Origin of the sequence: Streptomyces sp. NPDC026672 (assembly GCF_040638185.1) — a bacterium.
Taxonomy (GTDB): Bacteria; Actinomycetota; Actinomycetes; order Streptomycetales; family Streptomycetaceae; genus Streptomyces.
In genome coordinates this window covers 84,979-109,666 of sequence record NZ_JBEZXS010000007.1, presented here as the reverse complement: position 1 = coordinate 109,666, position 24,688 = coordinate 84,979, and the positions used below count along the sequence as shown (strand labels likewise).

24 protein-coding genes and 1 pseudogene are annotated in these 24,688 nt (G+C 70.0%); 8 read left to right on the top strand and 17 right to left on the bottom strand.

The window, feature by feature from the left end; all coding sequences use genetic code 11:
• Positions 1-6: 6 nt before the first annotated feature.
• The 9 genes and pseudogenes from AB0F77_RS10420 to AB0F77_RS10380 form a co-directional block, all read right to left on the bottom strand.
• Positions 7-1,170: a CapA family protein gene (locus AB0F77_RS10420; RefSeq protein WP_361944597.1), complete on the bottom strand. Its 1,164-nt coding sequence runs from the start codon at positions 1,168-1,170 to the stop codon at positions 7-9.
• Positions 1,171-1,269: 99 nt separating this feature from the next.
• Positions 1,270-2,163, bottom strand: a complete 894-nt coding sequence (locus AB0F77_RS10415; RefSeq protein ID WP_361944594.1) for a TIGR03619 family F420-dependent LLM class oxidoreductase — start codon at positions 2,161-2,163, stop codon at positions 1,270-1,272.
• Position 2,164: 1 nt separating this feature from the next.
• Complete coding sequence (locus AB0F77_RS10410) at positions 2,165-3,316, bottom strand: ABC transporter permease (protein ID WP_361944591.1); 1,152 nt, start codon at positions 3,314-3,316, stop codon at positions 2,165-2,167.
• On the bottom strand, positions 3,306-4,310 hold the full coding sequence (locus AB0F77_RS10405) for an ABC transporter permease (RefSeq protein ID WP_361944588.1): 1,005 nt from the start codon (positions 4,308-4,310) through the stop codon (positions 3,306-3,308). Before AB0F77_RS10405 ends, AB0F77_RS10410 begins: the two co-directional genes overlap by 11 nt.
• On the bottom strand, positions 4,303-5,868 hold the full coding sequence (locus tag AB0F77_RS10400; protein WP_361944585.1) for a sugar ABC transporter ATP-binding protein: 1,566 nt from the start codon (positions 5,866-5,868) through the stop codon (positions 4,303-4,305). Before AB0F77_RS10400 ends, AB0F77_RS10405 begins: the two co-directional genes overlap by 8 nt.
• Before the next feature lies 1 nt (position 5,869).
• Complete coding sequence (locus tag AB0F77_RS10395) at positions 5,870-6,910, bottom strand: hypothetical protein (RefSeq protein ID WP_361944582.1); 1,041 nt, start codon at positions 6,908-6,910, stop codon at positions 5,870-5,872.
• A 363-nt stretch (positions 6,911-7,273) separates the two neighbouring features.
• Positions 7,274-8,176 carry an aminoglycoside phosphotransferase family protein gene (locus AB0F77_RS10390; protein ID WP_361944579.1) on the bottom strand — a complete coding sequence of 301 codons (903 nt, stop codon included), beginning with the start codon at positions 8,174-8,176 and terminating at the stop codon, positions 7,274-7,276.
• A gap of 156 nt (positions 8,177-8,332) precedes the next feature.
• Entirely contained in the window at positions 8,333-8,716 is a 384-nt protein-coding gene (locus tag AB0F77_RS10385; protein ID WP_361945108.1) for an antibiotic biosynthesis monooxygenase, read from the bottom strand.
• A 24-nt stretch (positions 8,717-8,740) separates the two neighbouring features.
• Positions 8,741-9,118: pseudogene (locus AB0F77_RS10380) on the bottom strand (RidA family protein); the annotation flags it as partial.
• Between the two features lie 72 nt (positions 9,119-9,190).
• Here AB0F77_RS10380 and AB0F77_RS10375 point away from each other — a divergent pair.
• Both AB0F77_RS10375 and AB0F77_RS10370 read left to right on the top strand, forming a co-directional pair.
• On the top strand, positions 9,191-10,126 hold the full coding sequence (locus tag AB0F77_RS10375; RefSeq protein ID WP_361944576.1) for a LysR family transcriptional regulator: 936 nt from the start codon (positions 9,191-9,193) through the stop codon (positions 10,124-10,126).
• Between the two features lie 165 nt (positions 10,127-10,291).
• Positions 10,292-10,480, top strand: coding sequence for a hypothetical protein (locus tag AB0F77_RS10370; protein WP_361944573.1), 189 nt, complete (start codon positions 10,292-10,294; stop codon positions 10,478-10,480).
• A 350-nt stretch (positions 10,481-10,830) separates the two neighbouring features.
• On the opposite strand, the gene AB0F77_RS10365 is transcribed toward AB0F77_RS10370, so the two are convergent.
• A complete protein-coding gene (locus AB0F77_RS10365) occupies positions 10,831-11,799 on the bottom strand; it encodes a quinone oxidoreductase (protein WP_361944570.1) in 969 nt (322 codons plus the stop codon).
• A gap of 154 nt (positions 11,800-11,953) precedes the next feature.
• Between AB0F77_RS10365 and AB0F77_RS10360 the strand changes: the two genes are divergently transcribed.
• Entirely contained in the window at positions 11,954-12,646 is a 693-nt protein-coding gene (locus AB0F77_RS10360) for a class I SAM-dependent methyltransferase (RefSeq protein ID WP_361944567.1), read from the top strand.
• Here the strand turns inward: AB0F77_RS10360 and AB0F77_RS10355 are convergent.
• A complete protein-coding gene (locus tag AB0F77_RS10355; RefSeq protein WP_361944564.1) occupies positions 12,643-13,092 on the bottom strand; it encodes a Rid family hydrolase in 450 nt (149 codons plus the stop codon). The genes AB0F77_RS10360 and AB0F77_RS10355 overlap by 4 nt on opposite strands.
• Positions 13,093-13,277: 185 nt before the next feature.
• Between AB0F77_RS10355 and AB0F77_RS10350 the strand changes: the two genes are divergently transcribed.
• Positions 13,278-14,285, top strand: coding sequence for a helix-turn-helix domain-containing protein (locus AB0F77_RS10350; protein WP_361944561.1), 1,008 nt, complete (start codon positions 13,278-13,280; stop codon positions 14,283-14,285).
• A gap of 39 nt (positions 14,286-14,324) precedes the next feature.
• On the opposite strand, the gene AB0F77_RS10345 is transcribed toward AB0F77_RS10350, so the two are convergent.
• Positions 14,325-14,909 carry a dihydrofolate reductase family protein gene (locus AB0F77_RS10345; protein WP_361944558.1) on the bottom strand — a complete coding sequence of 195 codons (585 nt, stop codon included), beginning with the start codon at positions 14,907-14,909 and terminating at the stop codon, positions 14,325-14,327.
• 59 nt (positions 14,910-14,968) lie between these two features.
• Between AB0F77_RS10345 and AB0F77_RS10340 the strand changes: the two genes are divergently transcribed.
• Both AB0F77_RS10340 and AB0F77_RS10335 read left to right on the top strand, forming a co-directional pair.
• Positions 14,969-15,562 (top strand): MerR family transcriptional regulator, encoded by a 594-nt coding sequence (locus tag AB0F77_RS10340; RefSeq protein WP_361944555.1) that lies wholly within the window; start codon positions 14,969-14,971, stop codon positions 15,560-15,562.
• Positions 15,563-15,692: 130 nt separating this feature from the next.
• A complete protein-coding gene (locus AB0F77_RS10335; RefSeq protein WP_361944552.1) occupies positions 15,693-17,327 on the top strand; it encodes a M4 family metallopeptidase in 1,635 nt (544 codons plus the stop codon).
• 278 nt (positions 17,328-17,605) lie between these two features.
• Here the strand turns inward: AB0F77_RS10335 and AB0F77_RS10330 are convergent, their stop codons facing one another.
• The 5 genes from AB0F77_RS10330 to AB0F77_RS10310 all read right to left on the bottom strand — a co-directional run bounded on the left by AB0F77_RS10330 (position 17,606) and on the right by AB0F77_RS10310 (position 22,971).
• Positions 17,606-18,583 (bottom strand): LLM class flavin-dependent oxidoreductase, encoded by a 978-nt coding sequence (locus AB0F77_RS10330; RefSeq protein WP_361944549.1) that lies wholly within the window; start codon positions 18,581-18,583, stop codon positions 17,606-17,608.
• 273 nt (positions 18,584-18,856) lie between these two features.
• Positions 18,857-19,405 carry an ATP-binding protein gene (locus AB0F77_RS10325; protein WP_361944546.1) on the bottom strand — a complete coding sequence of 183 codons (549 nt, stop codon included), beginning with the start codon at positions 19,403-19,405 and terminating at the stop codon, positions 18,857-18,859.
• A gap of 22 nt (positions 19,406-19,427) precedes the next feature.
• Complete coding sequence (locus AB0F77_RS10320; protein WP_361944543.1) at positions 19,428-20,225, bottom strand: alpha/beta hydrolase; 798 nt, start codon at positions 20,223-20,225, stop codon at positions 19,428-19,430.
• Between the two features lie 150 nt (positions 20,226-20,375).
• Complete coding sequence (locus AB0F77_RS10315; protein ID WP_361944540.1) at positions 20,376-21,725, bottom strand: aromatic acid/H+ symport family MFS transporter; 1,350 nt, start codon at positions 21,723-21,725, stop codon at positions 20,376-20,378.
• A 202-nt stretch (positions 21,726-21,927) separates the two neighbouring features.
• Positions 21,928-22,971, bottom strand: a complete 1,044-nt coding sequence (locus tag AB0F77_RS10310) for an AsnC family transcriptional regulator (protein ID WP_361944537.1) — start codon at positions 22,969-22,971, stop codon at positions 21,928-21,930.
• Between the two features lie 184 nt (positions 22,972-23,155).
• On the opposite strand from AB0F77_RS10310, the gene AB0F77_RS10305 reads away from it, so the two are divergent.
• Both AB0F77_RS10305 and AB0F77_RS10300 read left to right on the top strand, forming a co-directional pair.
• Entirely contained in the window at positions 23,156-24,025 is an 870-nt protein-coding gene (locus tag AB0F77_RS10305; RefSeq protein WP_361944534.1) for an oxidoreductase, read from the top strand.
• Positions 24,026-24,048: 23 nt separating this feature from the next.
• Positions 24,049-24,609 (top strand): NAD(P)H-dependent oxidoreductase, encoded by a 561-nt coding sequence (locus AB0F77_RS10300; RefSeq protein ID WP_361944531.1) that lies wholly within the window; start codon positions 24,049-24,051, stop codon positions 24,607-24,609.
• The last annotated feature ends 79 nt before the right edge of the window (positions 24,610-24,688 follow it).

Here is a 24,688-nt window from a genome sequence, read left to right as displayed (position 1 = left end):
GCGGAGCTATTTCTCCGCGATGACGACTTCGTCCCCGTCCCAGTCGAAATCCGCGTTGAGTTGTGCCTCGGCCGTGGCCTGCCGCATGTAGTCCAGGACCTCCTGGCCGCCCGCGGCGCGGCCGACGACCTCGGGTCGGCCGTCCGGGGTGATGAGGCAGGGCAGGAAGCTGAGCCGGTCCAGCGTGCGGCCGTCGAACTCGGCCTTCATGATCAAGCTCTTCCGGGACGCTTCCGGGAACGGGTAATTGGGGTACGACGGGTCGATGTGGTCCGCGGCCGAGCCCGGCCGTTCCCGCAGCCGGGACCGCATACGGGTGGTGAGTTCCTGGCGCCGGAAGACGTAGTGCGACTCCCAGGGGAACGCCGTGACGAAGTTTCCGAGGCAGTAGAAGATCGGCTTGCCGCGGTAGAACTCCACGCCCTTGAGGACGTGCGCGTGATTGCCGAGGATCACGTCGGCGCCGGCGTCGATCGCCGCCCGCGCGACGGCCTTCTCGTAGTCGTGCAGGTGGAACTCGTGCCGGACCGAACCGAAGTGCGCGTGGCCGATGTGCAGGGCGACCAGCAGCACGTCGCAGTGTTCGCGCAGTGCCTGGATCTCCTCGCTCATGGCCTTGAGGCTCCAGGGCTCCGGCCAGGTGTAGATCTGCGGCGGTCCGGCGGGCAGCCGGGACGGCTCGTAGTGCGTGATCACGTCGACGTACGCCACGCCGGGCTTCGTCTCGGTCGCCGCGTTGGCGTCGACTCCGACACAGTCGTAGGACAGGAGCCCGAACCGCACGCCACCGCGTTCGATGACGGCGGGCGCCGCGGCCTCGTTGATGTTCATGCCCGCGCCCGCGTGCGCGATGCCGTGCTCGTCGAGCCACGCGACCGTGTCGCCGATGCCCGGCGGGCCGTAGGTGTAGGCCGGGTTCCCGGCGAGGGACACGGCCGTGAAGTTCCCCGCCGTCAGGCCCCGGAGTTTGTCGGGATCGGGAGCCGGCAAACGATTGTCCCAGGCCGGCTGGGGATTACGGGTGTGCATGAACTCGAGATGACCGATCACCAGGTCGGCCTCGCTCAGATAGGGCGCCGTGGGCGTGAAGTAGCGCTCGGGATCGTCGTCCATGCAGAGCATGAGTTCGCCCGTGGCGACCATCGTCACCCTGTTCTGAGGCTTTGTCATTGGTCCTCCTCTTCGAGACCATGCGACCTGGACGAACCGATCGTCGTCCCCTCGCCGCCGCATTGTCGAACCAGGCTTTCCGCCCGGTGGAACAGCCGCTTATATTTCTCCGGATATCAGTTCCGCCGTGGCGGAACTGATATCGATGAATTCGGCGAGCGAAGCACCCGTGCCGCGGCAGTCGACGGTGATGTGTGTCGGCGCGGCCTCCAGGAGGAGTGCCAGCCGCGCGCGCACCGCGGCCGCGTCGTCCTCGGCTCCCACGACGAGTGTCACCTGAAGGCCGACCGACGCGGGATCGCGGTCCTCCTGCTCGGCGGTCGCCCTCAACTCGGCCGCTGCGGGCGCCAGTTGCTCCGGCGTGAGTTGTGGCGCCGTGATCCAGCCGTCGCCCAGGGTCACGATGCGCCGCCGCACCCGCTCCCTCGCCCGCTCGGTCGTCCCCAGCCCGCCCCCGAGCCACACGGGGATCGGGGCCGGTGGCAGCGGGGCGATGCCCACCTGGTCCAGGTGGTGGAACCGTCCGGTGAAGGAGACGACCGGGGTGGACCACAGCAATCGCAGGACCGCGATCTGTTCCTCGATCCGTGCGGCGCGCGTGTCGAACTGGGCTCCGAGGGCTTCGAATTCGACGGAGTTCCAGCCGACACCGACACCGAGGCGGACACCTCCCCGGCTCAGCAGGGCCAGTTCCGCGGTCTGCTTCGCCACGAGCGCCGTGGGCCGCTGCGGCAGGACCAGGACGCTGGGTACGAGTTCCAGGGTGGTCAGGGCCGCGAGGTGACCGAGATGGACGAAGACCTCACGAAAGGGGTCGGAGGCGTCGTAGCGCCCCTTCCAGCCCGGACGGTTGGTCGTGTCGGCTCCCACGACGTGGTCGGCGATGGTCAGGTACTGGTAGCCGGCGTCCTCCGCCGCCGCCACCAGCTTCCGCCGGTCCCCGGCGATGCCATGGGGCAGCGCCAGGCCGACACGAGGCATGTGTACGGACATGTCACACACCTCCGACAGCGGCCTCGCGGAGCGCCGCCTCACGCTGCTCCAGCCGGACGCGGCGCCGCCCGTTCCACACCACGAGGCAGATCGCCAGGACCAGGAGCGTCCCCGCGAAGAGGTTCGACGGCCAGGTGGCGGAGCCGCCGGCCCGCAACTGCATCCCCTGGACGGCGGTCTGGATGAGGACCACCGCGAGCAGGGTGCCGGGGACGTTGATGCGGTGCCGGAACTGTGTGGCGCCCAGCAGGATCGCCGAGATCGCGGGCAGCAGGAGCCGGGCACCGTTGCTGCTGTTGCCGAAGCCGATCTGGGCGCACCAGATGACTCCGGCCGTGCCGGCGACGAAGGAGGAGAAGGTGAGGGACAGGAGCTCCACCTTCGGTACGTTGATCCCGGCCATGCGGGCGGCGTCCGCGTTGTCCCCGACCAGGCGGAGGGTGCGGCCGGACGCGGTGTGCTCCAGCCACACGTGCAGCAGTACGGCCAGGACCGCCAGGGCGATCACCGGTACGGGTATCGGTCCGACCTGTGCCCGGCCGATCTCGGTGAACCACGGTGAGAGATCCGCCTGGACGGTCTTGGCCTGTATCAGGTAGTAGGCGGCGCCCTGCGCCAGGGTGCCGACGCCCAGGGTGACGATGAGGCTGCTCACCCGCAGTCCGGACACGATCAGCCCGGACACCAGGCCGAAGAGGGTGCCGGCGCCGATGGTGACGAGGGCGAGCAGGCCGTCGTTGGCGTGGACGTTCAAGGACAGCCAGGTCATCAGTGCGAGCGAGAACCCGGCCACGTTGGCGAACTGGAGGTCGAGCATGTTCCCGGCGAAGGGCACGACCGCTCCCAGCGCGACGGTCCCTCCGATCGCGGAGGTGACCAGAACGGTCTTCAGGGTGGGCAGCGTCCAGAAGTACGGGGCGTCCCAGAAGGCGAACACCACCACCATGATGACCAGCGCGTACAGTCCGCTGTAGTGGAAGAAGCCCGAGCGTTCGACGAGCCGGGTGAGCAACGGCCGTGTAGAGCGCGGCGAGTTGAGGCCGTCCGCGGGACCGGCCGATGTGCGCCGGAGGCGTCCTGCCGCGGTCGCCTTCCCGCCCGGCGCCGAGTGGACGGACACCGCTCGTGGTGTGGATGCGTTGTCAGAAGGCATATTTGCGGCTTCCTCGCGAGATGACGACGGCCACGACCAGCACGGCGCCGTTGAAGACGTGGTTGACCCACTGGTTCAGACCGGTGAGTTCGATGCCGTGGATGCCGGTCTGGATGAGGAGGACGGCGAGGATGGTTCCCGCCACGTTGAACCGGGCCTTGACCTGGGTGCTTCCGACGAACGCCGCCGCGAACACCGGCAGCAGGTACGCCGCGGAGCTGACGTCGTCCGCCGTGCCGATGGTGGCGAGCAGGACCACCCCGGCAAGCCCCGAGACGGCCGCGGACAGGGTGAGCACCGCGACCTGGTAGCGCTTGCCGCGTACTCCCGCCAGCCGGGCCGCGGCCGGATTGCCGCCGACCGCCAGCAACCGCCGTCCCGAGGGGGTGTGTTCGATCCAGACGTAGGCCACCAGCGCGACCACCAGCAGGGTGGCGGCCGAGATGGGCAGGAAGCCCCAGCTGTCGGCGCCGAGCGCGAGGAAGCTGCCCGGCAGCCGATCACGCGGATACAACGTCGCGCCGTCGAGCACGAGTTGTGTCACGGCGAGCGCGATCGACGACATTCCCAACGTGACGATCAGGCTCGGCAGTTCGAAGGCCGCGACCAGCAGGCCCGAGACGAGGCCGAAGAGGGCCGACAGGCCGATGGACAGCAGGGCGAGCAGCCAGGGGTTGACGGAGGTGTGCAGGGTCAGCGAGGCGGTGAGTCCCATGCTGAACCCGGCGACGTTGGCGAAGGAGATGTCCAGCAGGCCGGCCGACATCGGGAGCACCGCCGCGATCGCGAGGAGACCGACCACCGACGCCTGGCCGAGGATCACCTCCATGTTGTTCACGCTGAGCCAGACGCCGGGTCGCAGCACCTGCCAGAACAACAGCACGACCACGGCCATGACGTAGATCCCGCTGAACCGGACCAGCCCGGTTCGCCGGGCCAGGGCGTCCCACGGCTTCTGCGTGTGGGGACGGGCTCGTGTGATGGAGTCAGTCATCGCCTCTCACTTCCTGGGCGGTGGGCTGGGCGCTGAGGATGCAGAGCCGATCGATCTTCTGTTCGACCAGCTCGGATCCGCTGAGCTCGGCCGTCACCGCGCCCCGGTGCATCACCAACACGCGGTCGCAGATCCTGGCCAGTTCGGCGGAGTCGGAGGAGCCGATCAGCACGGCGCCGGTCCGGGCCGCGAGCTGGATGCCGTCGTAGATCGACTCCCGGGCGGCGATGTCCACTCCCTGGGTGGGTTCGGACAGCACGAGCACCTCCGGCTCACGGGCCAGCCACCTCGCGATCACGGCCTTCTGCTGGTTGCCGCCGCTGAGGGAACGGATCAGTGCCCGGGGGTCGGACGGCTTGATGCCGAGCCGTTCCACCCAGTTGTCCGCCGCCGTGAGTTCGGCGCTCCGGCTGACCAGACCTGCCCGGAGGTAACCGCTCAGCCCGGGTGCCGTGATGTTCGACGCGACGTCGTGGGACGGGAAGAGCGAGTGCCTGGGCCGGTTCGCCGGCACGAATCCGAGTCCCGCCCGGCGTGCGGCGTGGGGCCGGTTTCCCGCCACGGCGTTCGACGCGATGGCCACTCGCCCGGTGCGGCGGCGGTTGCCCGCGACGGCTTCCAGCAGTTCGCTGCGGCCCGAGCCGTCGATCCCGGCGATGCCGACGATCTCGCCGCGCCGTACGTCGAAGCTCACGTTCGCGACGCCGTCGCACTCCAGCCCGGACACGCTGAGGGCGACCGGGCCCGGCTGCGTATGAGAGGTGGCCCGGCGGCTTTCGGCCACCGCCGACTCGGAGCCGACCATCATCTCCACCAGGGAATGGGGGGACAGCTCGTCGGTCGGTCCGGTGCTGACGACGCGGCCGTCCCGGAGCACCGTGACGCGGTCGGCCATCGCGAACACCTCGTCGAGGTGATGGGTGACCAGCAGGATGCCGACACCGCGGTCGCGGAGACCGGCGAGCACCTCGAACAGCCGCTCGGCGTCCGAGGCCGGCATGGCCGCGGTCGGTTCGTCGAGGACCAGCAGGCGGACCGGTCCGCCGCCGTCCTGGAGTGCCCTGGCGATCGCGACACCCGTGCGCTGTCCTGGAGTCAGGCGTCCGACGGGCTGTCGGACCGGCAGCTCGTAGCCGAGGTCGGCGAGCAGGTCCTGGGCCCTGCGTCGGCACGCCCGCCAGTTGACGAGGCCGCCACGGCGCCGCACGTATGCGCCGTCGAGGGCCAGGTTGTCCACGGTGTCCAGCGTGTCCACCAGGCCGAGATCCTGGTGCACGAAGCGCAGACCGGCTTCCCGGGCGGCGGCGTGGTCCCCCATGGGGAAGGTGCCGTCGGGTGTGGAACAGCCGACAGGTGTGTCGGGGGCGTGGAAGCCCGCCAGTATCTTGATCAGGGTCGACTTGCCGGAGCCGTTGTGGCCCAGCAGCGCGTGGATCTCTCCGGCGCCGACGGTGAGTTCGACGTCGCGCAGTGCGGCGGTCGCCCCGAAGGTCTTCGACAGGCCGCTCAGTGCCAGTGCGGGCCATGCCGCCGTGGTGGGATGCGATTCGATGCTCATGTCAGATCTTCCACATCGACTTGAACAGCTGCTGGTAGCCCTTCGGGAACGCCGACTGGCCTCCGTCGACGAATTCCTCGACGTTGTTCGGGTACAGCGCCCACTTCGTGTCGGGATGGTGGGCCCAGGGGTCGTACGGTTTGTCGTCGGCCCAGTAGCGGACCAGTCCGTCGACCATGAACCATCCGTAGGTGATGAAGGGCTGGGCCACCCACGCGACGGTCGTGGGCTGCTCGGACCGCAGGTCACGGAGCTGGGACTGCAGGGGGGCGGTGCCGACGATCGCGGGCACCTTGAGGCCGGCCTGTTGCAGGGCGGCCACCAGACCCGAATCGGTGATGCCGGACTGGATCATGTAGTCCGTCTCCGGGTGGCGTTGCAGGGCGGCGACGAACGGCGCGGAGGGGTTCGGGCCCGTGGCGACACTGAGGTCGTCGGTGACGGTGTAGATCTTGCAGCGGGCTCCACAGCCGACCGCGATCTGGCGGTTGAAGCCATCCAGGATCGGATCGAACACGTTTGCGAACTGCGGTACCATCACGGTCTGGATGGTCACGTCGCCCTTGGGGTGGTGCTGGGCGATGTGCTTGAGGACCACGTTGGCCGTCGCGGCGCCCTCGTAGTACTGGAGCTTGTTCGCGCTCAGCACCTTGACGACACCCTTGCCCACGGTGTTGCTGGAGTTGGCGTCCAGGATGATCATGTTGCGCTTGATCGCGCCGGGGATCTGGGACTGGTAGTTGGCGTACTGCGCGCTCGGCATGATCACGCCGTCGCACCCGGCCTGCCCGCTCGACCTGACCGCGGAGCCGTAGGAGCTCGACACGTTCTGATCCGCCTGGATCACGGTGACGCGCCAGCCCAGGGCCGCGGTCGCCTGCTCCACTCCGCGCCGGAAGAGTTCCGTGTACTGGTTTCCGTTGTCGATGAAACAGACGTGTTTTCCCTTGGGGGCGGGCTTGCTCAACGGGAAATCACCGCCCAGCCCTGTGGGTGGGCTCAGGGCGAAGTCCCGGCCGATCTCCACCATGCCCTTGGGCAACGGTGCCGGCGTCGCGGCCGCGACGGGTTTTGTGCCCCCGCCGGCGGAATCACTGAGATCCGAGCAGGCGCTCGACAACGCGACTGCGCAAACTGCTGTGACGAGCGCGATAATTCGCCGTCGGCGCGACAATCGCCGGTATCCTGGTTCGCGGGCCAACCTGGTCATATACCTTCGCTCCCATCCATGGGGCTGAGCATCATGGTGGCGTTAAATCGACGTTTCGCGAAGGTTGCCTTCCCCCGACCCTGATGGCAACGAGTCCTTTCCACGAGGTGGAAAGACCCGCCGGGCATGTGTGCCGCCCCTCGGGGAGCGGCGGCCGGGCGTCATCGGGCAGTTCGAGTGAGCGGTGCTCCGTGTCTACGGCAGATCGTCCGCCAGGACGCGATCGAGTGCTGCCCGGCCGGCGGGTCCCCATGTCGGCTTGCCGCCCGGAAGGCCCCGATCCCCGTTCCGGCCCATGAGCATGAGGAACAGGCTTTTCATGGCGGCCAGCCCCCGGGCGCGCCGGATCGTCGCATCGTCCGCACGCGCGTATGCGTCGAAGAACCGTGCGGCGGCGCCCGCGGGAAGGATCACCCAGGCGGCCGCGAGGTCCCACGCCGGATCGCCGGCGAACAGGGCACCGAAATCGACCACGCCCGAGAGCGTCCCGTCCGAGACGACGACATTCGCGGGATGGAGGTCACCATGCAGCCACATCGACGGACCCTCCCACTCCGGGGCCGCTACGGCGTCGTCCCAGACGGCCCGGACGTCGGCGGCGACGTCGCCGGGGTCAACGGCTTGCAGGAACTCCTCGAAGCCGTCCGTGCACTCCTTGGGGTGACCGCCGAGGTTCGCACTGGTCGGCGCCTCCGGAGGGGCCTCCACATGAAGCGCCCCGAGGAAGCCCGCCAAAGTGTCGGCCGCGTGGTCGCCGCGGCTGATCGACGAGCAGTCGAGTGGCTCGCCGGGAACCCACGTCATGATGGTCCAGGGCTTCGGGAAGAGCGCGGACGATACGCCGACCCGTACGGGGTTCGGGACCGGGAGGGGCAGACGCGGGGCCAGGACGGGCAGCCACCGGCGCTCGTTGCGCTGGAGACCGGGGGCGCCTTCCGTGCGCGGCATGCGTACGGCCAACTCGTCCCCGAGACGCCACATCTGGTTGTCCCAGCCGCCCGCCACCTCGCGGACGGCCAGTCCGGCGAGGTCCGGATGCTGCTCCCGCAACAGCTCGCGGATCAGGTCCGCGGTGATCTCGATCTCGGAATCGGTCATGCGCAGCCACGGTACCGGGGCAGGCGAGGCGGCTCGCGCCCTCCGGAAGATCGGGTTCCGCCGGCTGAGGCGACTTCGGCTCGCTGAAGTGACTTGGGCTCGCTGAGGTGAGGGCTCGCTGAAGTCACTTCGGCTCGCCGAGGTGGCTCTGGTCGGTCAGCCTGCCGTCGGGCTCTCCGGGACCGCCTCCGCTCGTGTGAACCCGTGGCTCCGTTCCACTTTCGCGACATGCAGTGTGTAGGTCTCGTACCACTGGGCTCGCCCGCGCAACTGCGCCGCGCGGTGCTCGGCGTTGGTCCGCCACTGCGTGAGGGCGTCGGTATCACGGAAGTAGCTGACGGTGATGCCCAGCCCGCCGGGAGTCTGCGCGTGGTCCATCCCCAGATACCCGGGGACGTCCTTCACCAGGTCCTCCAAGCGTGCGTCGGTCTCGCCGTAGTCGCTCTGGTCGTGGGTGCGCACCGTGGTGAAGACGGCCGCGTAGTACGGGGGTTCATGTGCCTCGACCGGCATGACAGGCACTTCCGAGTGCTCGCTCACGGCGCCACCGCGAGGCGGGGTGCGCCGCCGCGCGTACACCTCTGTCTCGATCTTCATCCGTGGGTCGGCGAGACCGCACACGAGCATCGTGGCGGCCGGCCGGACGTCGCCGAAGTACCGCCGCAGGACCGGCCAGCAGGGCTCGAAGTCCTCGCGGTCGGGCAGCAGGTAGCGCACGCGCACCACGTCGGCGAAGGTGCACCCCGCCTCGGCCAGTGCGGCCCCGATGTTGCGGAGGCACTGCTCGGCCTGCTCCACCACGTCGTCGGAGATCGTCATGGTGGCGTAGTCGAACCCGGTCGTCCCGGACACATGCACCCGGTCGCCGTCGACCACGGCTCGGGCGTAGCCGATCTGCTCCTCGAAGGCCGAGCCGCTGAGGATCGCGCGTCGCTCTGTCATGCGCCGAACGCTAAATGACCAGCATTGATACGTCTAATACGGCCGCATGCATGGTCTGATATCTCTTGGCGTATGGAGCGTCCCGAACTCCCCCTGCCTCAGCTGCACGCCTTCGTCGTGCTCGCGGAGGAACTCCACTTCGGCCACGCGGCCGCCCGCCTGGGCATCGCCCAGCCGCCGCTGAGCCAGCAGATCCGCCGCCTGGAGGACAAGGTCGGTCACGCGCTGTTCACCCGCGCCCCGGGGCAGGTCACCCTGACCCCGGCCGGCAGCGAACTGCTGCCCGCCGCCCGGCGGGCACTCACCGACCTCGCGGACGGCCTGGCCGCGGCTCGGGCCGTCGGCAGTGGACAGGCCGGCCGCCTGCGGATCGGCTTCTCCGCCTCCCTCGCCCTGACGATCCTGCCGGGCCTGCTGCGCACCTTCCGTCACCGGTTCCCCGGCGTGCACCTGGACATCCACGAGATGACCACCGCTCCGCAGATCGCCGCCCTGCACGACAGGACCATCGACATCGGTCTGCTGCGCGAACCCCCCGCCGACGAGATGGAACTCGGCTTCAGTACGGTGCTCAGCGAGCCGTTTGTGGCCGTTCTGCCGTCCGCGCATCCTCTGGCCGCCCAACGGACCGTAAGGCTCGCGCAGTTGGCAGATTCGCCCTTCGTGCTGCTGCCCCGCGCGGTCGGTCCGACGCTGTACGACCAGATCGTCGGCCTGTGCACCGCAGCGGGGTTCGCACCACGGATAGTCCAATCCGCGGTGGAGTGGCAAACGGTGTGCGCCCTCGTGGAAACCGGGCTGGGCGTCTCCTTGGCCCCGGCGAGCATCCGACGCATCCGCCTGAAAGGCGTCGCCTTCCGCAGGATCGAATCCGGCACGGCCCGCACACGGGTGGCCGTCGCCTGGCGCAAGAACGACCACAATCCCCTGGTCACACACCTGCTGGCGACCATCGGCCAAAGCCCGCCGCACAGCGCGTCCCACGGGAGCCGTCACGACCCGACGTAACCCGCACCGTCGGAGATCTCCCAGGGCCTGTCCGGCGGGTCGCGCCACCGTCCCCGCGCCCGCCGGCAATATCACCCGAATGGCGCAACATGGCGTGCCACCCACATGGGTGAAGGTCAAGCTGACTAGTGCCCCAATTGAGGCAATCCGTGAAAGGGGAACCACATGCGCATTCGACGAATCTTCGCCGCCGTCATCGCCACGGCAGCCCTCGCCGGACTCGGCCTCACAGGCGCCACCACCGCCACCGCCGCCAGCCTCACCCCCGGTGAGTGCGAGCAGGGCGGCGGAACGGTCAATTGGGCGAACAACACCTGCAAGGGCGGTTCGGGCGACGGGCAGATGGTCGACTGACTCCCCATAAGGCGCCCCTCAGCCACGCGCTGCGGGGCGCTCCCGCGCGAGCGCGGCCGGAAGGACCACAGGGACCGCGCCGACCCGTCGGGCACGCCGGGTCCGGGCCGGCCCGGAAGCACATGGCGGGCGAGAACTCCTCATCCCAGCCGTCGGCCCACCGCCAGGTTGTCCCGTAACTGCGGGCCGTCCCCCTCAATGCAGGGCGCTCCGTGCTCCCGGATCAGCCGAAGACGAGCTCAACGTTCTTGTCCACCGGACGTGGTACCGAATCGGACGTGTCGCCCTGCCTCCGGAAAGCATCGCGGACCGTGTGCGTCACGAACCGTATGCGTCACGAACCGTATGCGTCACGGACGGAGAAGCAGTTTTCCGATGGTTCCGCGTGATTCCAGGGCGCGGTGTGCCTGATCCGCCCGGTCGAGCGGGTGGACACCGCCGAGGGTGAGGCGGAGCCGACCGTCGGACACGGCGGTGAACAGCCGCGCCGCGTTGTCGAGCAGTGTCCGGCGCGTGGGGACGTGGTCCATGACGATCGGGTGGGTGAGCAGGACGCTGCCCGGTAGTTCCGCGAGCCTGATGGGGTCGGGTTGAGCGTCGGCGCCCCCGTAGTAGGCGTATGTGCCGTGGGCGGAGAGGCAGGCGAGGGAGTCGCGGTAGGTCTCGGCGCCGGTTCCGTCGTAGACGATGTCGACCCCGCGTCCTTCGGTGAGTTCGCGGACCTCCTCGGCGAAGCGTCCGGCCCGGTCGACGATGACATGGCTCGCGCCGGCCCGGCGGGCGGTTTCCGCCTTCTCGGGCGCGGAGACGCGTGCGAGCACGGTGATGCCTGACGCGGCGAGGAGTTGGGTGAGCAGGGAGCCGACTCCGCCGGCCGCGGAGTGGACGAGAGCGGTGCCGCCGGTGTGCGCGTACCGGGCCAGGTGCTGGGCGGTGAGTCCCTGCATCAGCAGGCCCGCGGCCGTGTCGTGGTCGATGTGGTCGGGTACCGGCACCAGGGCGTCGGCGGGGGCCAGGAGCAGATCGGTGTAACTGCCGGGAACGTAGTACCAGGCCACGCGCTGCCCGACGTGAAGGTCGTCGACGTCGTCGCCGAGCGCCTTGACGGTCCCCGAGCCCTCGACACCGAGCGTCGCCGGGAGCGTCAGCGTCGGGTTGAACCCTTGGCGGGTCGAGACGTCCATGTAGTTGACCCCGATGGCGTGCACCTCGACGAGCGCCTGTCCGGGCCCCGGGGCGGGCCGTGTGCTCGCGGTGAGTTCCAGGACCTCCGGCGGCCCGAACCGGTTGATGCGGATCTCACGGGCGGTTTCGCTCATCGTGCGCTCCGGGGGACGTGGACGAGGAGGCGGGTGCCTGCGCTGGAGAAGTAGCCGTGTGCCACGTTCGGCACGTCGGCGGCACCGGTCGGGTGCGAGGTCATAACTACGTCCAGCGCCCCGCCTCACCCTCCGTTGGTCTATGGTCCCCCGCATGGCTGAGCCCTCCTTTCTGACCGCCGTCCGCGAGTCGTACGACACGGTCGCCGCCGATTACGTCGAACGCGTCCCGCCGCCCGCCGCGATGGATCCGCTGTCACGCGCGATGCTGGCGGGGTTCGCCGAACTCGTGCGGACGGCTGGTCTGGGACCGGTCGCGGACCTGGGATGCGGCCCCGGCCGCGTGACGGCGCACCTGGCCGGGCTGGGGGTGTCCGCCTTCGGTGTCGATCTGTCACCGAAGATGATCGAGCTGGCCCGGCACGCCTATCCGAACCTGCGGTTCACCGAGGGCTCGATGACCGCGCTGGAGATGAGGGACGACGAACTCGGCGGCATCCTGGCCTGGTACTCCACCCACCACACGCCCCCGCAGTGGCTGCCGTCGGTGTTCGCCGAGTTCCGTCGCGCGCTCGCACCCGGCGGCTACCTGCTCTGGGGAGACCACGTCGGCGATGAACGGCTACAGCCGACCCGGGGTGCCTGCCTGCTGGCCCGCAACCCGAAAGGACCTGACGGTGGCTGTTCCTGCGGCGAGGCCGCTCGTGTCAGATCGTCGACGGTCACGGCGCGGCACTCAGGCCACGGAGATGAGACGGTGGCCGCCCCAGGCAGATGCGTCGTCACGCCCGTCCGGCGCGAGGACGATCAACACCACTCCGGCGATCGTTTCCGGTTACAGCACTAGACGCGGGCGATGAGTTTGATCTCGATGAGTTGTTCCGGGAAGGCCAGGCCGGTCACGCCGACGATGGTGCTGGCCACCTGCGGATCCTGGCGTCCGTAGGCGGCCTTGCGTACCGGGCCCGCCACCTCGAAGGCCGCGGGGATGTCCAGGACGTACAGCACCTCCTCGACCACGTCGTCGAGAGAGGCCCCGAATCGCCCGAGGAGTTCCTGCGCGTTGACGTAGCTCTGGCGCATCTGGTCGCCCATGTTCGAGAAATCCGTCACTTTCCCGTTGTCGTCCAAAGGAGCGGGGGCGACGAGTTCACTCCCCTTGTTCGCCAGTTGGCCGGAGATATAGATCGTGTCTCCATGCCGAATCGCCTGGACATATCCATAGGAACTTTCCCAGGGAACGCCGAAATTCTCCACGTGAGATCCCTTGCTGGCCGGCACGGTCACGTCCATCGCCTCCGAAAGTGAATGGGCTGACGAATTCCCCGTCACCGTAAAGCCACCAGGTAGGCCCCACAAGCGGCTCCGGTGCCACTTCTCGCACGTATCGTGCCAGGGTCTCCCCGCCGCTGAAACCGCTAAACTCACGGCGTCAATTACTGCGCCGTGCAGACCGCTGTAGGACCGGAGGAGCCGCATTGCCCGACCACGCCGGCCGACTGATCGTGGCCATCCTGGTGACGCCCCGCGTGATCGCTCTCGACTTCAGCATCCCCGCCCACATCCTGGGCAGCCACGACGGCTACCGGGTCCTTGTCTGCTCCGAAACCGTGGAAGCCACTGCGCAAGCCACCGCGGAGACCCGCCCGGACGGCGACCACCGCCCGGACGACCACCACGTACCGACCGACGACGCCGTGCCGGGAGTTGTGGCGACGCACCCCCTGGCCGCGGCGGCAACCGCGGACATCGTGGTGGTCCCGGGATTCCAGGACCCGGAGACTCCCCTCCCCGACTCCCATCTCGACACTCTGCGCCGGTGCGCCGACCGCGGCACACGCATCGTCGCCATCTGCACGGGTGCCTTCGCACTGGCGGCCGCCGGAATCCTCGACCGGAGGAACGCCACCACACATTGGCAATACACCTCGCGACTCCGCCGTCTCTTCCCCGCCGTCAACGTTCTGGACAACAGGGTCTTCGTGGAGGACGGAAACATCCTCACGTCGGCGGGGGCCGGTGCCGGCATCGACGCCTGCCTCCATGTCATCGGCACCGACTACGGTGCGGCCGCGGCGCACGAGGCCGGAAAAGGTGTCGTCGCGGCGCCGGTGCGAGACGGTGACCACCATCAGTACACGGACGTTCTCGCACCGCCCGCCGCGTCGCTCTCCGCCACCCGCGCCTGGGTGATGGAGAACATGGCCCGGTCCGTCACCGTCGGGCACATGGCCGCCCACAGCAATCTGTCCCGGCGGACGTTCATCCGGCGGTTCCAGGCCGAAACCGGAATGCCTCCCATGCGCTGGGTCACCCTCCAGCGAATACTCACCGCGCGGCGGCTCCTCGAACGGACGGACTGGTCCGTCGAGAAGATCGCCGACGCGACGGGGTTCGGCACGGCGAGCAACCTGCGGACGCACTTCAGGCGCGAGATCGGTACGACACCCACGGCCTACCGCAGAACCGCGCCCAGCGCGCGCTGATCAGGGGACACTCCCCCTCACCGGCGGCGCGATCACGCGTCAACGGCGCGAGTAGTGCGCGATGATCACGCCCTTACCGGTCGTGACACTGCCGGTGAGTTCGAACTCGGTCATGGGGGCGGGGCCTTCGAACAGCCGTGTACCGGTGCCGAGGGTCAGCGGGTGGATCAGCAGCGTGTAGTGGTCGATCAGACCGGCGGCGTGCAGGGTGCGTACCAGCGACGCGCTGCCGTTGACGGACAGGGCCCTCCCTGACTGGGCCTTCAGTTCGGTCACGGTCTCGACGGCGTCGCCGCGCAGCAGGATCGAGTTCTGCCAGGCGTCCGCGCTCCGCAGGGTCCTCGACACGACGTACTTGGTGGCCGCGTTCATGTGCGTGGTGAACGGGTTGCCGTCCGTCGCGCTTCCCCAGGCCACCAGGAAGTCCTGCCAGGTACGCCGGCCGAACAGCATGTCGCCCGGCCTGGCCATGCCCCGGGCGAGTTCGTGTCCCATCACGTCGTCGTTGTACGCAGGCCCCCAACCCCCGTACGCGAAGCCGCCACGGGTGTCCTCGTCCTGGCGGCCGAGGCCCTGGACCACACCGTCCAGGGTCATGAACATCGTGACCGTGATCTCACGCATCCGCTTCTTCCTTCCTCGCCGAGCTCAGAGTTGACTCTCGACCTTCTTCAGACTCCATAGTGGCCCGCGTGGACGACACCGAGCCGTATCCCATCGGGCGGGTGGCGCACCGGACCGGTCCGAGCGTCGGCGCCATCAGGTTCTACTCCGACGCCGGGATCATCGCGGCCGGCGGTCGCTCCGACGCCGGATACCGGCTCTACGACGTCCACGCCGTCGCCCGGCTGGAACTCGTCCGCAGCCTGCGCGAACTGGGCGCCGGTCTGGACGAGATCCGTGAAGCGCTCACCGACAACCGGACTACCCGCGGACTCCGCACAGGCCCGGGACATCGCCGACCGACTCACCGCCCCGACCGCGGAGTTCGCCCGCCATGTCGAGGGCATCGGACTGGACGACCGGACCACCACCGCCGACGCCCTCGCCCCGGAGAGCCGACGCACCGTACGAACCTTCTCCCGGTTCACCGGTCTGCTGGGCAGGTACCACACGCTGGTCGCAACGATCGACGGAACACCACAGCCCGACGCCCGACTCTCACCCCGAGCCCACGCCGGAGACCTAGCCTCCGGGCGGCACCCTCCACGTCGGCATCCACACCTGGCAAGTCGGCGAATCGGCGGGCCGCCCAAGGCGCCCTGCCCGGGACATGACCAAGATTGACATGGACGCGCTAAACTCCGGTCGGCTGGCGACAGCTCGTGTTCGCGTTTCCTGTACACCCGCCGGACCCCACCGTCCGGTTCCCCCCACGGCAATCAGGAGTTCGCCTTGACTCGACCCGTGCGATCGCATGACACAAGGGCCGCCGCCGGTGCGGCCGTTACCACCCTGGCGCTGGCCATCGCCGCGTTGACCGGCGCACCCGCCGGCGCCTCCCCCGGCGACGGTCTCCGTGAGGGTGCCGTGCCGCTCGCCCTGTCGGCCACCGGCCGGGCGGAGCTGCTGCGCGACGCCACGGCCCACACCACCCGGGTCGCACGGCAGTTACGGCTGGGCGGCAAGGAAAAGCTGGTCGTCTCCGACGTGTTGAAGGACACCGACGGCAGCACGCACACCCGCTACGACCGGACCTACGACGGACTCCCCGTCCTCGGGGGCGACTTGGTGGTCCACACGACGGCGGACGGCGCCCTCGAGAGCGTCACCAAGGCCACGGAGACCCCCATCGCCGTCGCCACCACCACGGCGCACGTCACCGCGTCCGCCGCCCGGCGAACCGCCCTGGAAAGCGCCGAGGCCGACAACACCGCCAAGGCCGTGGCCGAGTCACCCCGCAAGGTGGTCTGGGCCGCCGACGGCAAACCCGTCCTCGCCTACGAAACCGTCGTCGGCGGGATGCAGAAGGACGGCACCCCCAACGAACTGCACGTGATCACCGACGCCGTCACGGGCGCGGAGCTGTACAGCTACCAGGGCGTCCACACCGGGACCGGGGAGAGCCAGTACAGCGGTGAGGTCACCGTCGGGACGACACGGGAGCAGGACGGCACCTACAGCCTCACGGACGCCGAACGCGGCGGCCACAAGACGTACAACCTCAACCGGACGACCATTCCCGGGCGCGGCACCCTGTTCACCGACCCCGACGACCACTGGGGCGACGGAACGGTCGACGACGACCAGACGGCCGCGGTCGACGTCCACTACGGCGTGGCTCTGACCTGGGACTACTACAAGGCGGAGCACGGCCGCAACGGCATCAGGAACGACGGCGTCGGCTCCTACTCGCGGGTCCACTACAGTCGCGGCTACGCCAACGCCTTCTGGGACGACGCCTGCTTCTGCATGACCTACGGGGACGGGTTCAGCGGCGGCGGCATCGGCCCGATGACCGAGATCGACATCTCCGCGCACGAGATGACCCACGGCGTCACCTCCGCGACCGCGCAACTCGTCTACAGCGGCGAGTCCGGCGGTCTGAACGAGGCCACGTCCGACATCTTCGCCTCCGCGGTCGAATTCGGCGCCGGCAACCCGGAGGACGTCGGTGACTACCTCCTGGGCGAGAAGATCGACACCCTCGAACCGGGCAAGCCCATCCGCTACATGGACGAGCCGAGCAAGGACGGCGAGTCCGCGGACGCCTGGTACGACGGTGTCGGCGACCTGGACGTGCACTTCTCGTCCGGAATAGCCAACCACTTCTTCTACCTGCTGTCCGAGGGCAGCGGCAAGAAGACGATCAACGGCGTCGACTACGACAGCCCGACCGCCGACGGCTCGACCCTCACCGGCATCGGGCGGGACAAGGCCGCGAAGATCTGGTACCGGGCGCTGACCACGTACATGACCTCGAACACCGACTACCACGCGGCACGCGAGGCGAGCCTCCGCGCGACCGAGGACCTGTACGGCCCGGACAGCACCGAGCGGGAGGCCGTGAACGCCGCCTGGGCGGGCGTCAATGTGAAGTGAGTTCAGCCGGTCACAGCGTTACCGTGATCCGGCCGGTGAGGATCGCGTCCGTGATCCGCTTCAGGTCGGCCGGTGCGGCTTCGGCGCCGCCGTCGCGTGGCAAGCGCTCGGCGATGTGCGGGAGGCCGGCGCCTTGTGCTGAGGCGGCCTTGTGCTGAGTGCCTTGCGCTGAGGCGGGCAGCCACCGTCAGCGGTTCGGGAACGGCGCTGGCCCGTCCTGGGCGCCCGGCGCGACATGAAGGCGCCCAGGACGGTGTCCGCGAGGAACGGATGCCGTCCTAGGGGGTGTCCGGGTCCTCGTTCCGGAGGTGGGCGATTTCCGGGAGGATGCGGGCGAGTGAGGGAAGGCACGCCCGGGGCTCGTCGCCGGCCGGGATGAGGACGAGGTCGGTGGCGCCCGCGGCGGCGAGGCTGTGGGCCCGCTCCGCCGCGGTGCGCGCCGTGCCGACCACGGCGAGCTGGTCGACCCAGGCGTCCGGCAGCGCGTCGGCGAACGCCTCGCGGGACGCGGCCTCCTGCCGCAGCTCCGCGAACTCCTCGGCGAAGGGCAGCGGCGCGATGTGCGGCGCCCACTCGGGGTCCCCGATCATGCGCAGGCCCTGTCGTGCCCGCTGCCGTGCCAGGGCGGGGGACTCGTCGATCGCGCCGATGTTGTAGGCGACGACACGGGCGGGATCGGTGATTCGGCGTACCGCGCCGAGGTATTCGGGGGTAACCGGCTCGGCGAGGATGACGCCGTCAGCCACCGCGCCGGTGCGCCGCAGGGAGACGGGCCCGCGCACACCGGCGAGGACCGGCGGCGCGGACACGGGCGGCGATTCGAGCTGGACGTCGCTCAACCGGACGTACCGGCCGTCGGTGGTCACCTTGCGGCCGGCCAGCAGATCCTTCAGGGCGGTGATGTACTCGGTGAGCAGGGTGACCGGGCTCTCCGGCCAACTTCCCGTCTGGCGCATCCAGTTCGGCATGCCGTGGCCCGCTCCGACGACGAGCCGGCCGGGGAACATGGCGGCGAGCGTGCCGATGTCGAGCGCGGCGAAGGCGGGGTTGCGGGCGCCCGCGGGCAGGATTCCGCATCCGACGGTGAGGGAGCGGGTCTGCGCGAGCGCGACCGCGGCCTGGGCGATGCCGCCGCGGAAGAAGCAGTCCTCGACCACCCACAGCTGGTCGAAGCCGAGCCGCTCCGCGTCCTGGGCGTAGTGGATGAAGTCGGCGGGTGGCAGATCCGGTGGTGCGACAACTCCGATGGAGATCACGGTTCGGGCCTTCTCGGTCGAGGGTGGGGTTCTGCACCCGCAGAACCTGACGGACGGCTTCGGCGATGGGACGGCTACGGCGGTGAAACCGAAGTACGCGCGGACGGTGGCACCGGGGCCACTGCTGCCGAACCCGCGCATGCCCATGATCATGCCGTGCGGGCTGACGACGGAATCCTGGCGAGGGCGGCCCGATGTCGTCGCCCGGAAGCAGCCGCTCGCGCGGCCGCCACGCCTCGGTGATGCGCGTCGCATGATGCGCACGAGGGCGACTCAGCGGCGCGCCTCGTCCTCCCCCTGAGTCGGTGAGTTGTCGAAGAGTGCCAGTTCGTCCGCGTCGGGCGCCTGGAAGGACTCGGCGTATTCCTGGAGCTGTTCTCGGCTGACCGGGACGGTTCCCGGCTCGCCTTCCCGGCCGCGGGTTTCGAGACGGCGGGACAGTTCGTCGATCGACGCGACAAGGTGGTGCAGCTCCACGGGAACCCCGAGTGCGCGCGCCGCCGTTCGCTTCTCGTCCCGCTCGGGGCGCCCCCAGAACCCGAACTCCAGGATCACGGCCTGCCCGAGCCGCAGCAGTTCCTGGGCATGGGCCCAGAACCGCCGCTCCAGCCGGTCGCGGGCCTGCTCGTCGAACGGGTTGATGCCGAGGTCCGACATCCATTCGTCCGGGCACAGCCGCACCGCCGGGATCTCGCGCGCCAAGCGTTTGGCCAGCGTCGTCTTCCCGGAGCCGGGCAGCCCGCACAGCAGGATCAGCCTGGGCTCGGGGCTCATGTCCACCAGGTTCCTCCAGGGCAGCAGTGCGGCAAGGTCATCCGTCATCCTCGCGCACGCGCCCCGACTGTCAGGGGTGGGGCGGAAGGTCGGTGATGAAAGCCTCCAGCAGGTCGGCCAGTGCTTCGGGGCGGTCGAGGTGGATGGCGTGGCCGGCTCCCTCGACGGACTGGACGGAGTCGCGCCACAGGGTGGGCGCGGCAAGGCCCTTCAGGTAGTCGACGCTGACGAGGCTCTCCTCGGCGCCGTGCAGGATGGCGATGGGTCTGGTCAGATGGCTCAGGATGTCCGCCTCGTTGACGAATCTGCCCTCGCTGACGGACGCTCCCAGGCCGCCCCTGGCGTCGGGGTCGGTGGCCAGGATGTCCGACACCAGGTCGTCCAGCGGAACGGCCGAGTGCGCGGCCACGAAACTGACGGCGTACTCCCGCGCCTCGGCGGGAGTGAGCGTGGCCCGGAAGCCGTGGCCCATCGCCGGATTGGGAAGATAGGCACGGGCGAAGGAGGCCGCGTCCTCGATCGGCGGCGTCCCGAAGATCACGTATCCCGCCACCGACGTGTCGAGGGTGGGAGCGGCTTCGATGACGGCGTGGCCCCCGAGGCTCCAGCCGACCACAACGGCGTCCTGAAGTCCCTTCGTGGTGATGAAGTCGGCCACCGCGGCGGCGTACCCGGGCACCGAATAGCCGTCGACGCCCTCTGCCCGCGGGGCCGACCGGCCGTGTCCCGGAAGGTCCGGCGCGAAGCACCGGTAGCGCGTCCCGAAGGACGTGTCGAGCAAGGGCAACCAGGTCCGGGACGAGGAGGAGTTGCCGTGGACGAACACGACCGGGCGGCCCGGACCGTCGCTGGAACGATGGGCGAGCATGGCATCCCCACTCCTTCTGCACGATGTCGTTGGAAGGACGCTGCGTTCCCGGACGGCCCGCACGGGACACACCGTCACCTGAAGCCATGACATCGCACGAAGTGGCTCTTGGCCATGCCCTCCGAGGACTACGGCGCACACCGCGTCGGCTCAGGGCCTCGCGACGGCTTCCGTGGCGGCCGTTCCGGTGCGGTGTGCGGGGCGGGCGCCCCGGACGAGCGGTACGAGACTGATGGCGACGGCGCCGAGCACCGCGGACACCGCGAATGTGGTGAAGCCCAGGCCGGCGTTGCCGCCCGCGACCACCGCGCCGCCGAGCGAGGGGCCGACCACCGCGCCGACCCGGCCGACACCCGTCACCCAGCCCAGTCCCGTGGCCCGCTCGGTCGGCGCGTAGACCCGGGAGGTGGCGGCGTAGACCATCGTCTGGGCGCTGAAGAGCCAGACACCGGTGAGGAAGACGACGACGTAGGCGGCGCCGAGCGGCAGTTGGGCCTTGAGCAGGAAGGTGCCGCAGGCGGTCAGCACGAACCAGATCGCGGAGATCCGCACCGGGCCGAACCTGTCGGCGGTACGGCCCGCGACGAGCATGCCGACGATGCCGCCGGCGTTGATCACCATGAGGAAGGTGATCGAGGAGGAGAGCGAGTAGCCGGAGGCCCGCATCAGTTCGGGCAGCCACGTCGAGACGCCGTAGACGAGGAGCAGCCCGGCGAACGACGCGGTCCACAGCAGGGGCGTGGCCCAGCGGGTGCCGGGGGCGAAGAGCGCGGTGATCGCGGACAGGCGCCCCTTGGCCCCGGCCTCGGGCGCCTCGGCGGCTCGCGGCCGGTCCAGGCCGTACCGGTCGGCGACGGCGTACGCGTCGTCCGCGCGGCCCCTGGCGTACAGCACGCCCGGCGACTCCGGCAGCCACTTCAGGACCAGCGGAACGGCCACCACCGCGGGCAGCACACCGGCCCAGAACACCCAGCGCCAGCCGTGGTCGGGGGCGACGGCGAGGCCGATGCCGGTCGCCGCCATGCCGCCCGCGTGGTACGAGGTCATCATCACGCCGGTCGCCAGCGCGGCCCGGCGCGGCGGCGCGAACTCGGCGACGATCGCGAGCCCGATCGGCATCAGCCCGCCGAGCCCGAGCCCGGACACGAACCGCCCGGCGCCGAACACGGTGACGCTCGGCGCGAGGGCGCACAGCGCCGAGCCGAGCGAGAAGAACACCACACTGCCGATGACCAGCGGCTTGCGGCCCAGCCAGTCGGTGAGGGTGCCGGTGAGGAGGGCACCGACGAGCATGCCGAAGGTGGTCCAGCTGCCGACGGTGCCGGCGAGGGACGGGGAGAAACCGAGGCTCTTGTCGGCGAGGAGGTGCGGCATCGTCGCGCCGTAGATGTTGACGTCCATGCCGTCGAAGAAGACGGCGAGCCAGCACAGGGCGATGACGACGCCCGCGGGTCCGAACGGGCGGGACACCCGGGATTCCCGGGGCTGAGAGGTGGTCACGGTGCGTTCGCTCCCTGAGGGCAGGTGTGGTGGGGGTGTGCCTGCGGAGTCGACGATCCAGCCGGTTGTTCGCTGAGTGAACTTTCCTTCACCATTGGCTTGTCGCGAGTGTGGTGTCGCGCCGGGCCGGTGTCAATGGTTCGGAGCACGGCAGACCTCGGGGCGCGCGCCGCATCGCCCTTGTCCGTGCCGGGAGTTGGCGTCAGGAAGGGGTCAGGCGGCCGTCGCGGACCCGGGTGCCCGCCTGCTTGAGGCGGTTCAGGACGGGGACGACGTCGACCTGGGTGATGGCCGGGATCGCGCCGACCGTACCGGTGACGTAGGCGTAGAGGTCGTCGGTGGTGCGGCAGGTGACGGTGACCAGCAGGTTGGCCGAGCCGGTGACGGCGGCGGCGAAGGTGGTCGCGGGGTGGCGCGAGAGCGTTTCGCCGGTGGGGTGCAGCCGGCCGGGGGTGACAGTGAGCCAGAGGTAGGCCGTGGCGTGGAATCCGAAGCGGCCGTAGGCGAGGTCGACGGCCATGTGGAGCGCGCGCTCGTCGAGCAGTTCCTCCAGCCGCGCCGAGACGCGTGCCTTGGTCCAGCCGGTGCTGCGGGCCAGTTCGACCACACCGGCACGGCCGTCGCGCGCGAGCTCGGCCAGGAGCGGGGCGTCGGAGTCGCGCAGTACGCCCGGTCCTTCCCCGTGATCCGGTGGGAGGTCGGAGGGGTCCGGGGCTTCCGTCGTACGGGCGGGGTCCGGGTCCCGCATCGTGTCGACGGGGTCCGGGGCCTGCGTCGCGGCCAGTTGGGCAGGGGTGAGGGTCCCGTCGAAGGCGCGCCACTTGGCGTCGGTGCCCAGGTGCATGTGGAGGACCTGGTAGGCGTGGAAGCCCAGGACCTTCGCGGTGCGCGGCAGGCGTTGCAGGACGGAGCCCTGGGGGCGGGCGGGGTCGCTGCGGGTCTGGCAGACGATCTCGGACCCGCCGGAGGTCACGCTGACGTACGAGGTGTCCTCGCGCGCGGCCAGGGCGTCGGCGAGCGCGTCGGTCGCGTCGGGCCGGCACTGGACCCGCACGAACCAGCTCTGCTCGCCTGCCCGGCCGGGTCCGGGCAGTGCCCGGACGCGCACGGCGCCGTCGGCCACCAGCGCACGGTAGCGGCGGGCCGCGGTCTGCTCGGAGACCCCCACGACCTGGGCGATGCGGCGGAAGGACATGCGCCCGTCATGGAGGAGGCACTGCACGATGCGCCGGTCTGTCTGATCCACGGTGGAACTATAGGTGGCTCCTGACCCTGGGGATGGAGGTTCGGATCCCTTCCGCCGGGATTCGGTGGGCGTCCGGGCGCCGGGACGGCAGGGTGGACGTGAGGCCGCGGACGGTCCGCCGAACAGACGGCGACCGCGACCGTCGGCCCCTCGACTCACCCCTTTCGCCAAGGAGTTTCCCGCGATGAGCGACACCCTTCCCGGTGGCACCCTGCGCCTGTCCGACACCCTCACGCTGTCGCGTGTCGGCTACGGCGCGCTGCAACTGGCCGGCCCGATGGCGTACGGTCCACCGCGCGACCGTGACGAGGCCCTGGCCGTCCTGCGCGGCGTGGCCGACGCCGGGATCACGCACCTGGACACCAGCGACTACTACGGCCCCCACGTCGTCAACGAACTGATCCGTGAGGCCCTGCACCCCTACCGCGCGGGGCTGCACATCGCCACCAAGGTCGGTGCCCGCCGCACCCCCGACCGCGGCTGGCCCGCCGCACTGTCGCGCCCCGAGCTGATCCAGGCGGTCCACGACAACCTGGAGCACCTGGGCCTGGACGCTCTCGACCTGGTGAACCTGCGGATGACCGACACCTTCGACCCCGCCGACATCGTCGAGCCGTTCACCGTGCTGGCCGAGCTGCGTGAACAGGGACTGATCCGGAACCTGGGCGTCAGCAACGTCAGCGCGGAGCAGGTCCGGGCCGCCGCGGGGATCGCGCCGGTGGTGGCCGTGCAGAACCACTACAACATCGCCCACCGGCAGGACGACGCGCTGGTGGACTGGTGCGCGCAACAGGGCATCGCCTACGTGCCGTTCTGGCCCCTGGGCGGGTTCCGCCCCCTTCAGGTCCAGGCCCTGGAGGAGATCGCCGGACAGCTGGGGGTCACGGCCCGGCAGCTCGCCCTGGCCTGGCTGCTGCACCGCTCCCCCACCATCCTGCTCATCCCCGGCACCTCGACCCGTGCGCACCTCGCCCAGAACATCGCCGCCGCCGGCATCGAACTGCCCGACAGCGCGCTGCGGGCCCTGGACGCCCTCTCCCAGCCCGCCCAGTGACCCGCACCACGGAGACCACGACCATGTCCACGCCCATGCCCGCCACCGCCCACCGCACCCTGGTCCTCTCCGGCAGTCTGCGCACCGGGTCGGTGACCACCCAGATCGCCCGGACCGCCCTCACCGAGGCCGGTCCCGGTCACGAGGTCGTCCTCGCCACCGGTCTGGACGCCCTCCCCCTCTTCAACGAGGACCTGGACACCGACCACCCGCTGCCGCAGATCGCCGCGCTGCGTGCCCAAGTGGGCGCCGCGGACAGCCTGTTCGTCCTCAGCCCCGTCAACAACGCCGCCATCTCGGCCGTACTGAAGAACACCCTCGACTGGCTCTCCCGCCCCCGCGACCACGCTCCGCTGACGGCCAAGCCCGCCACCGGTCTCCTGGTCGGGTACCACTCGCACGGCGCCGAACACCACCTCAACGCCGTGCTGCGCGCCACCGGCGCCGTCGTGGTGCCCGGGCCCACGCCCATGCTGGGGCTGCGCAGCATCGACCAGCGCGACATCGCCCGCGACCCTCGGGTCCGCCGCACCGTCGCACAGGCCCTGGCCTGTCTGGTCCCGTCCGAGCCGACCACGGCCTGACCACCGGACCGGACCGGGTCGGGGTGGCGTGCGCGCGGGGAACCGGAGGGTGCGGTCCTGGCACGTTTCGTGTCGGGTC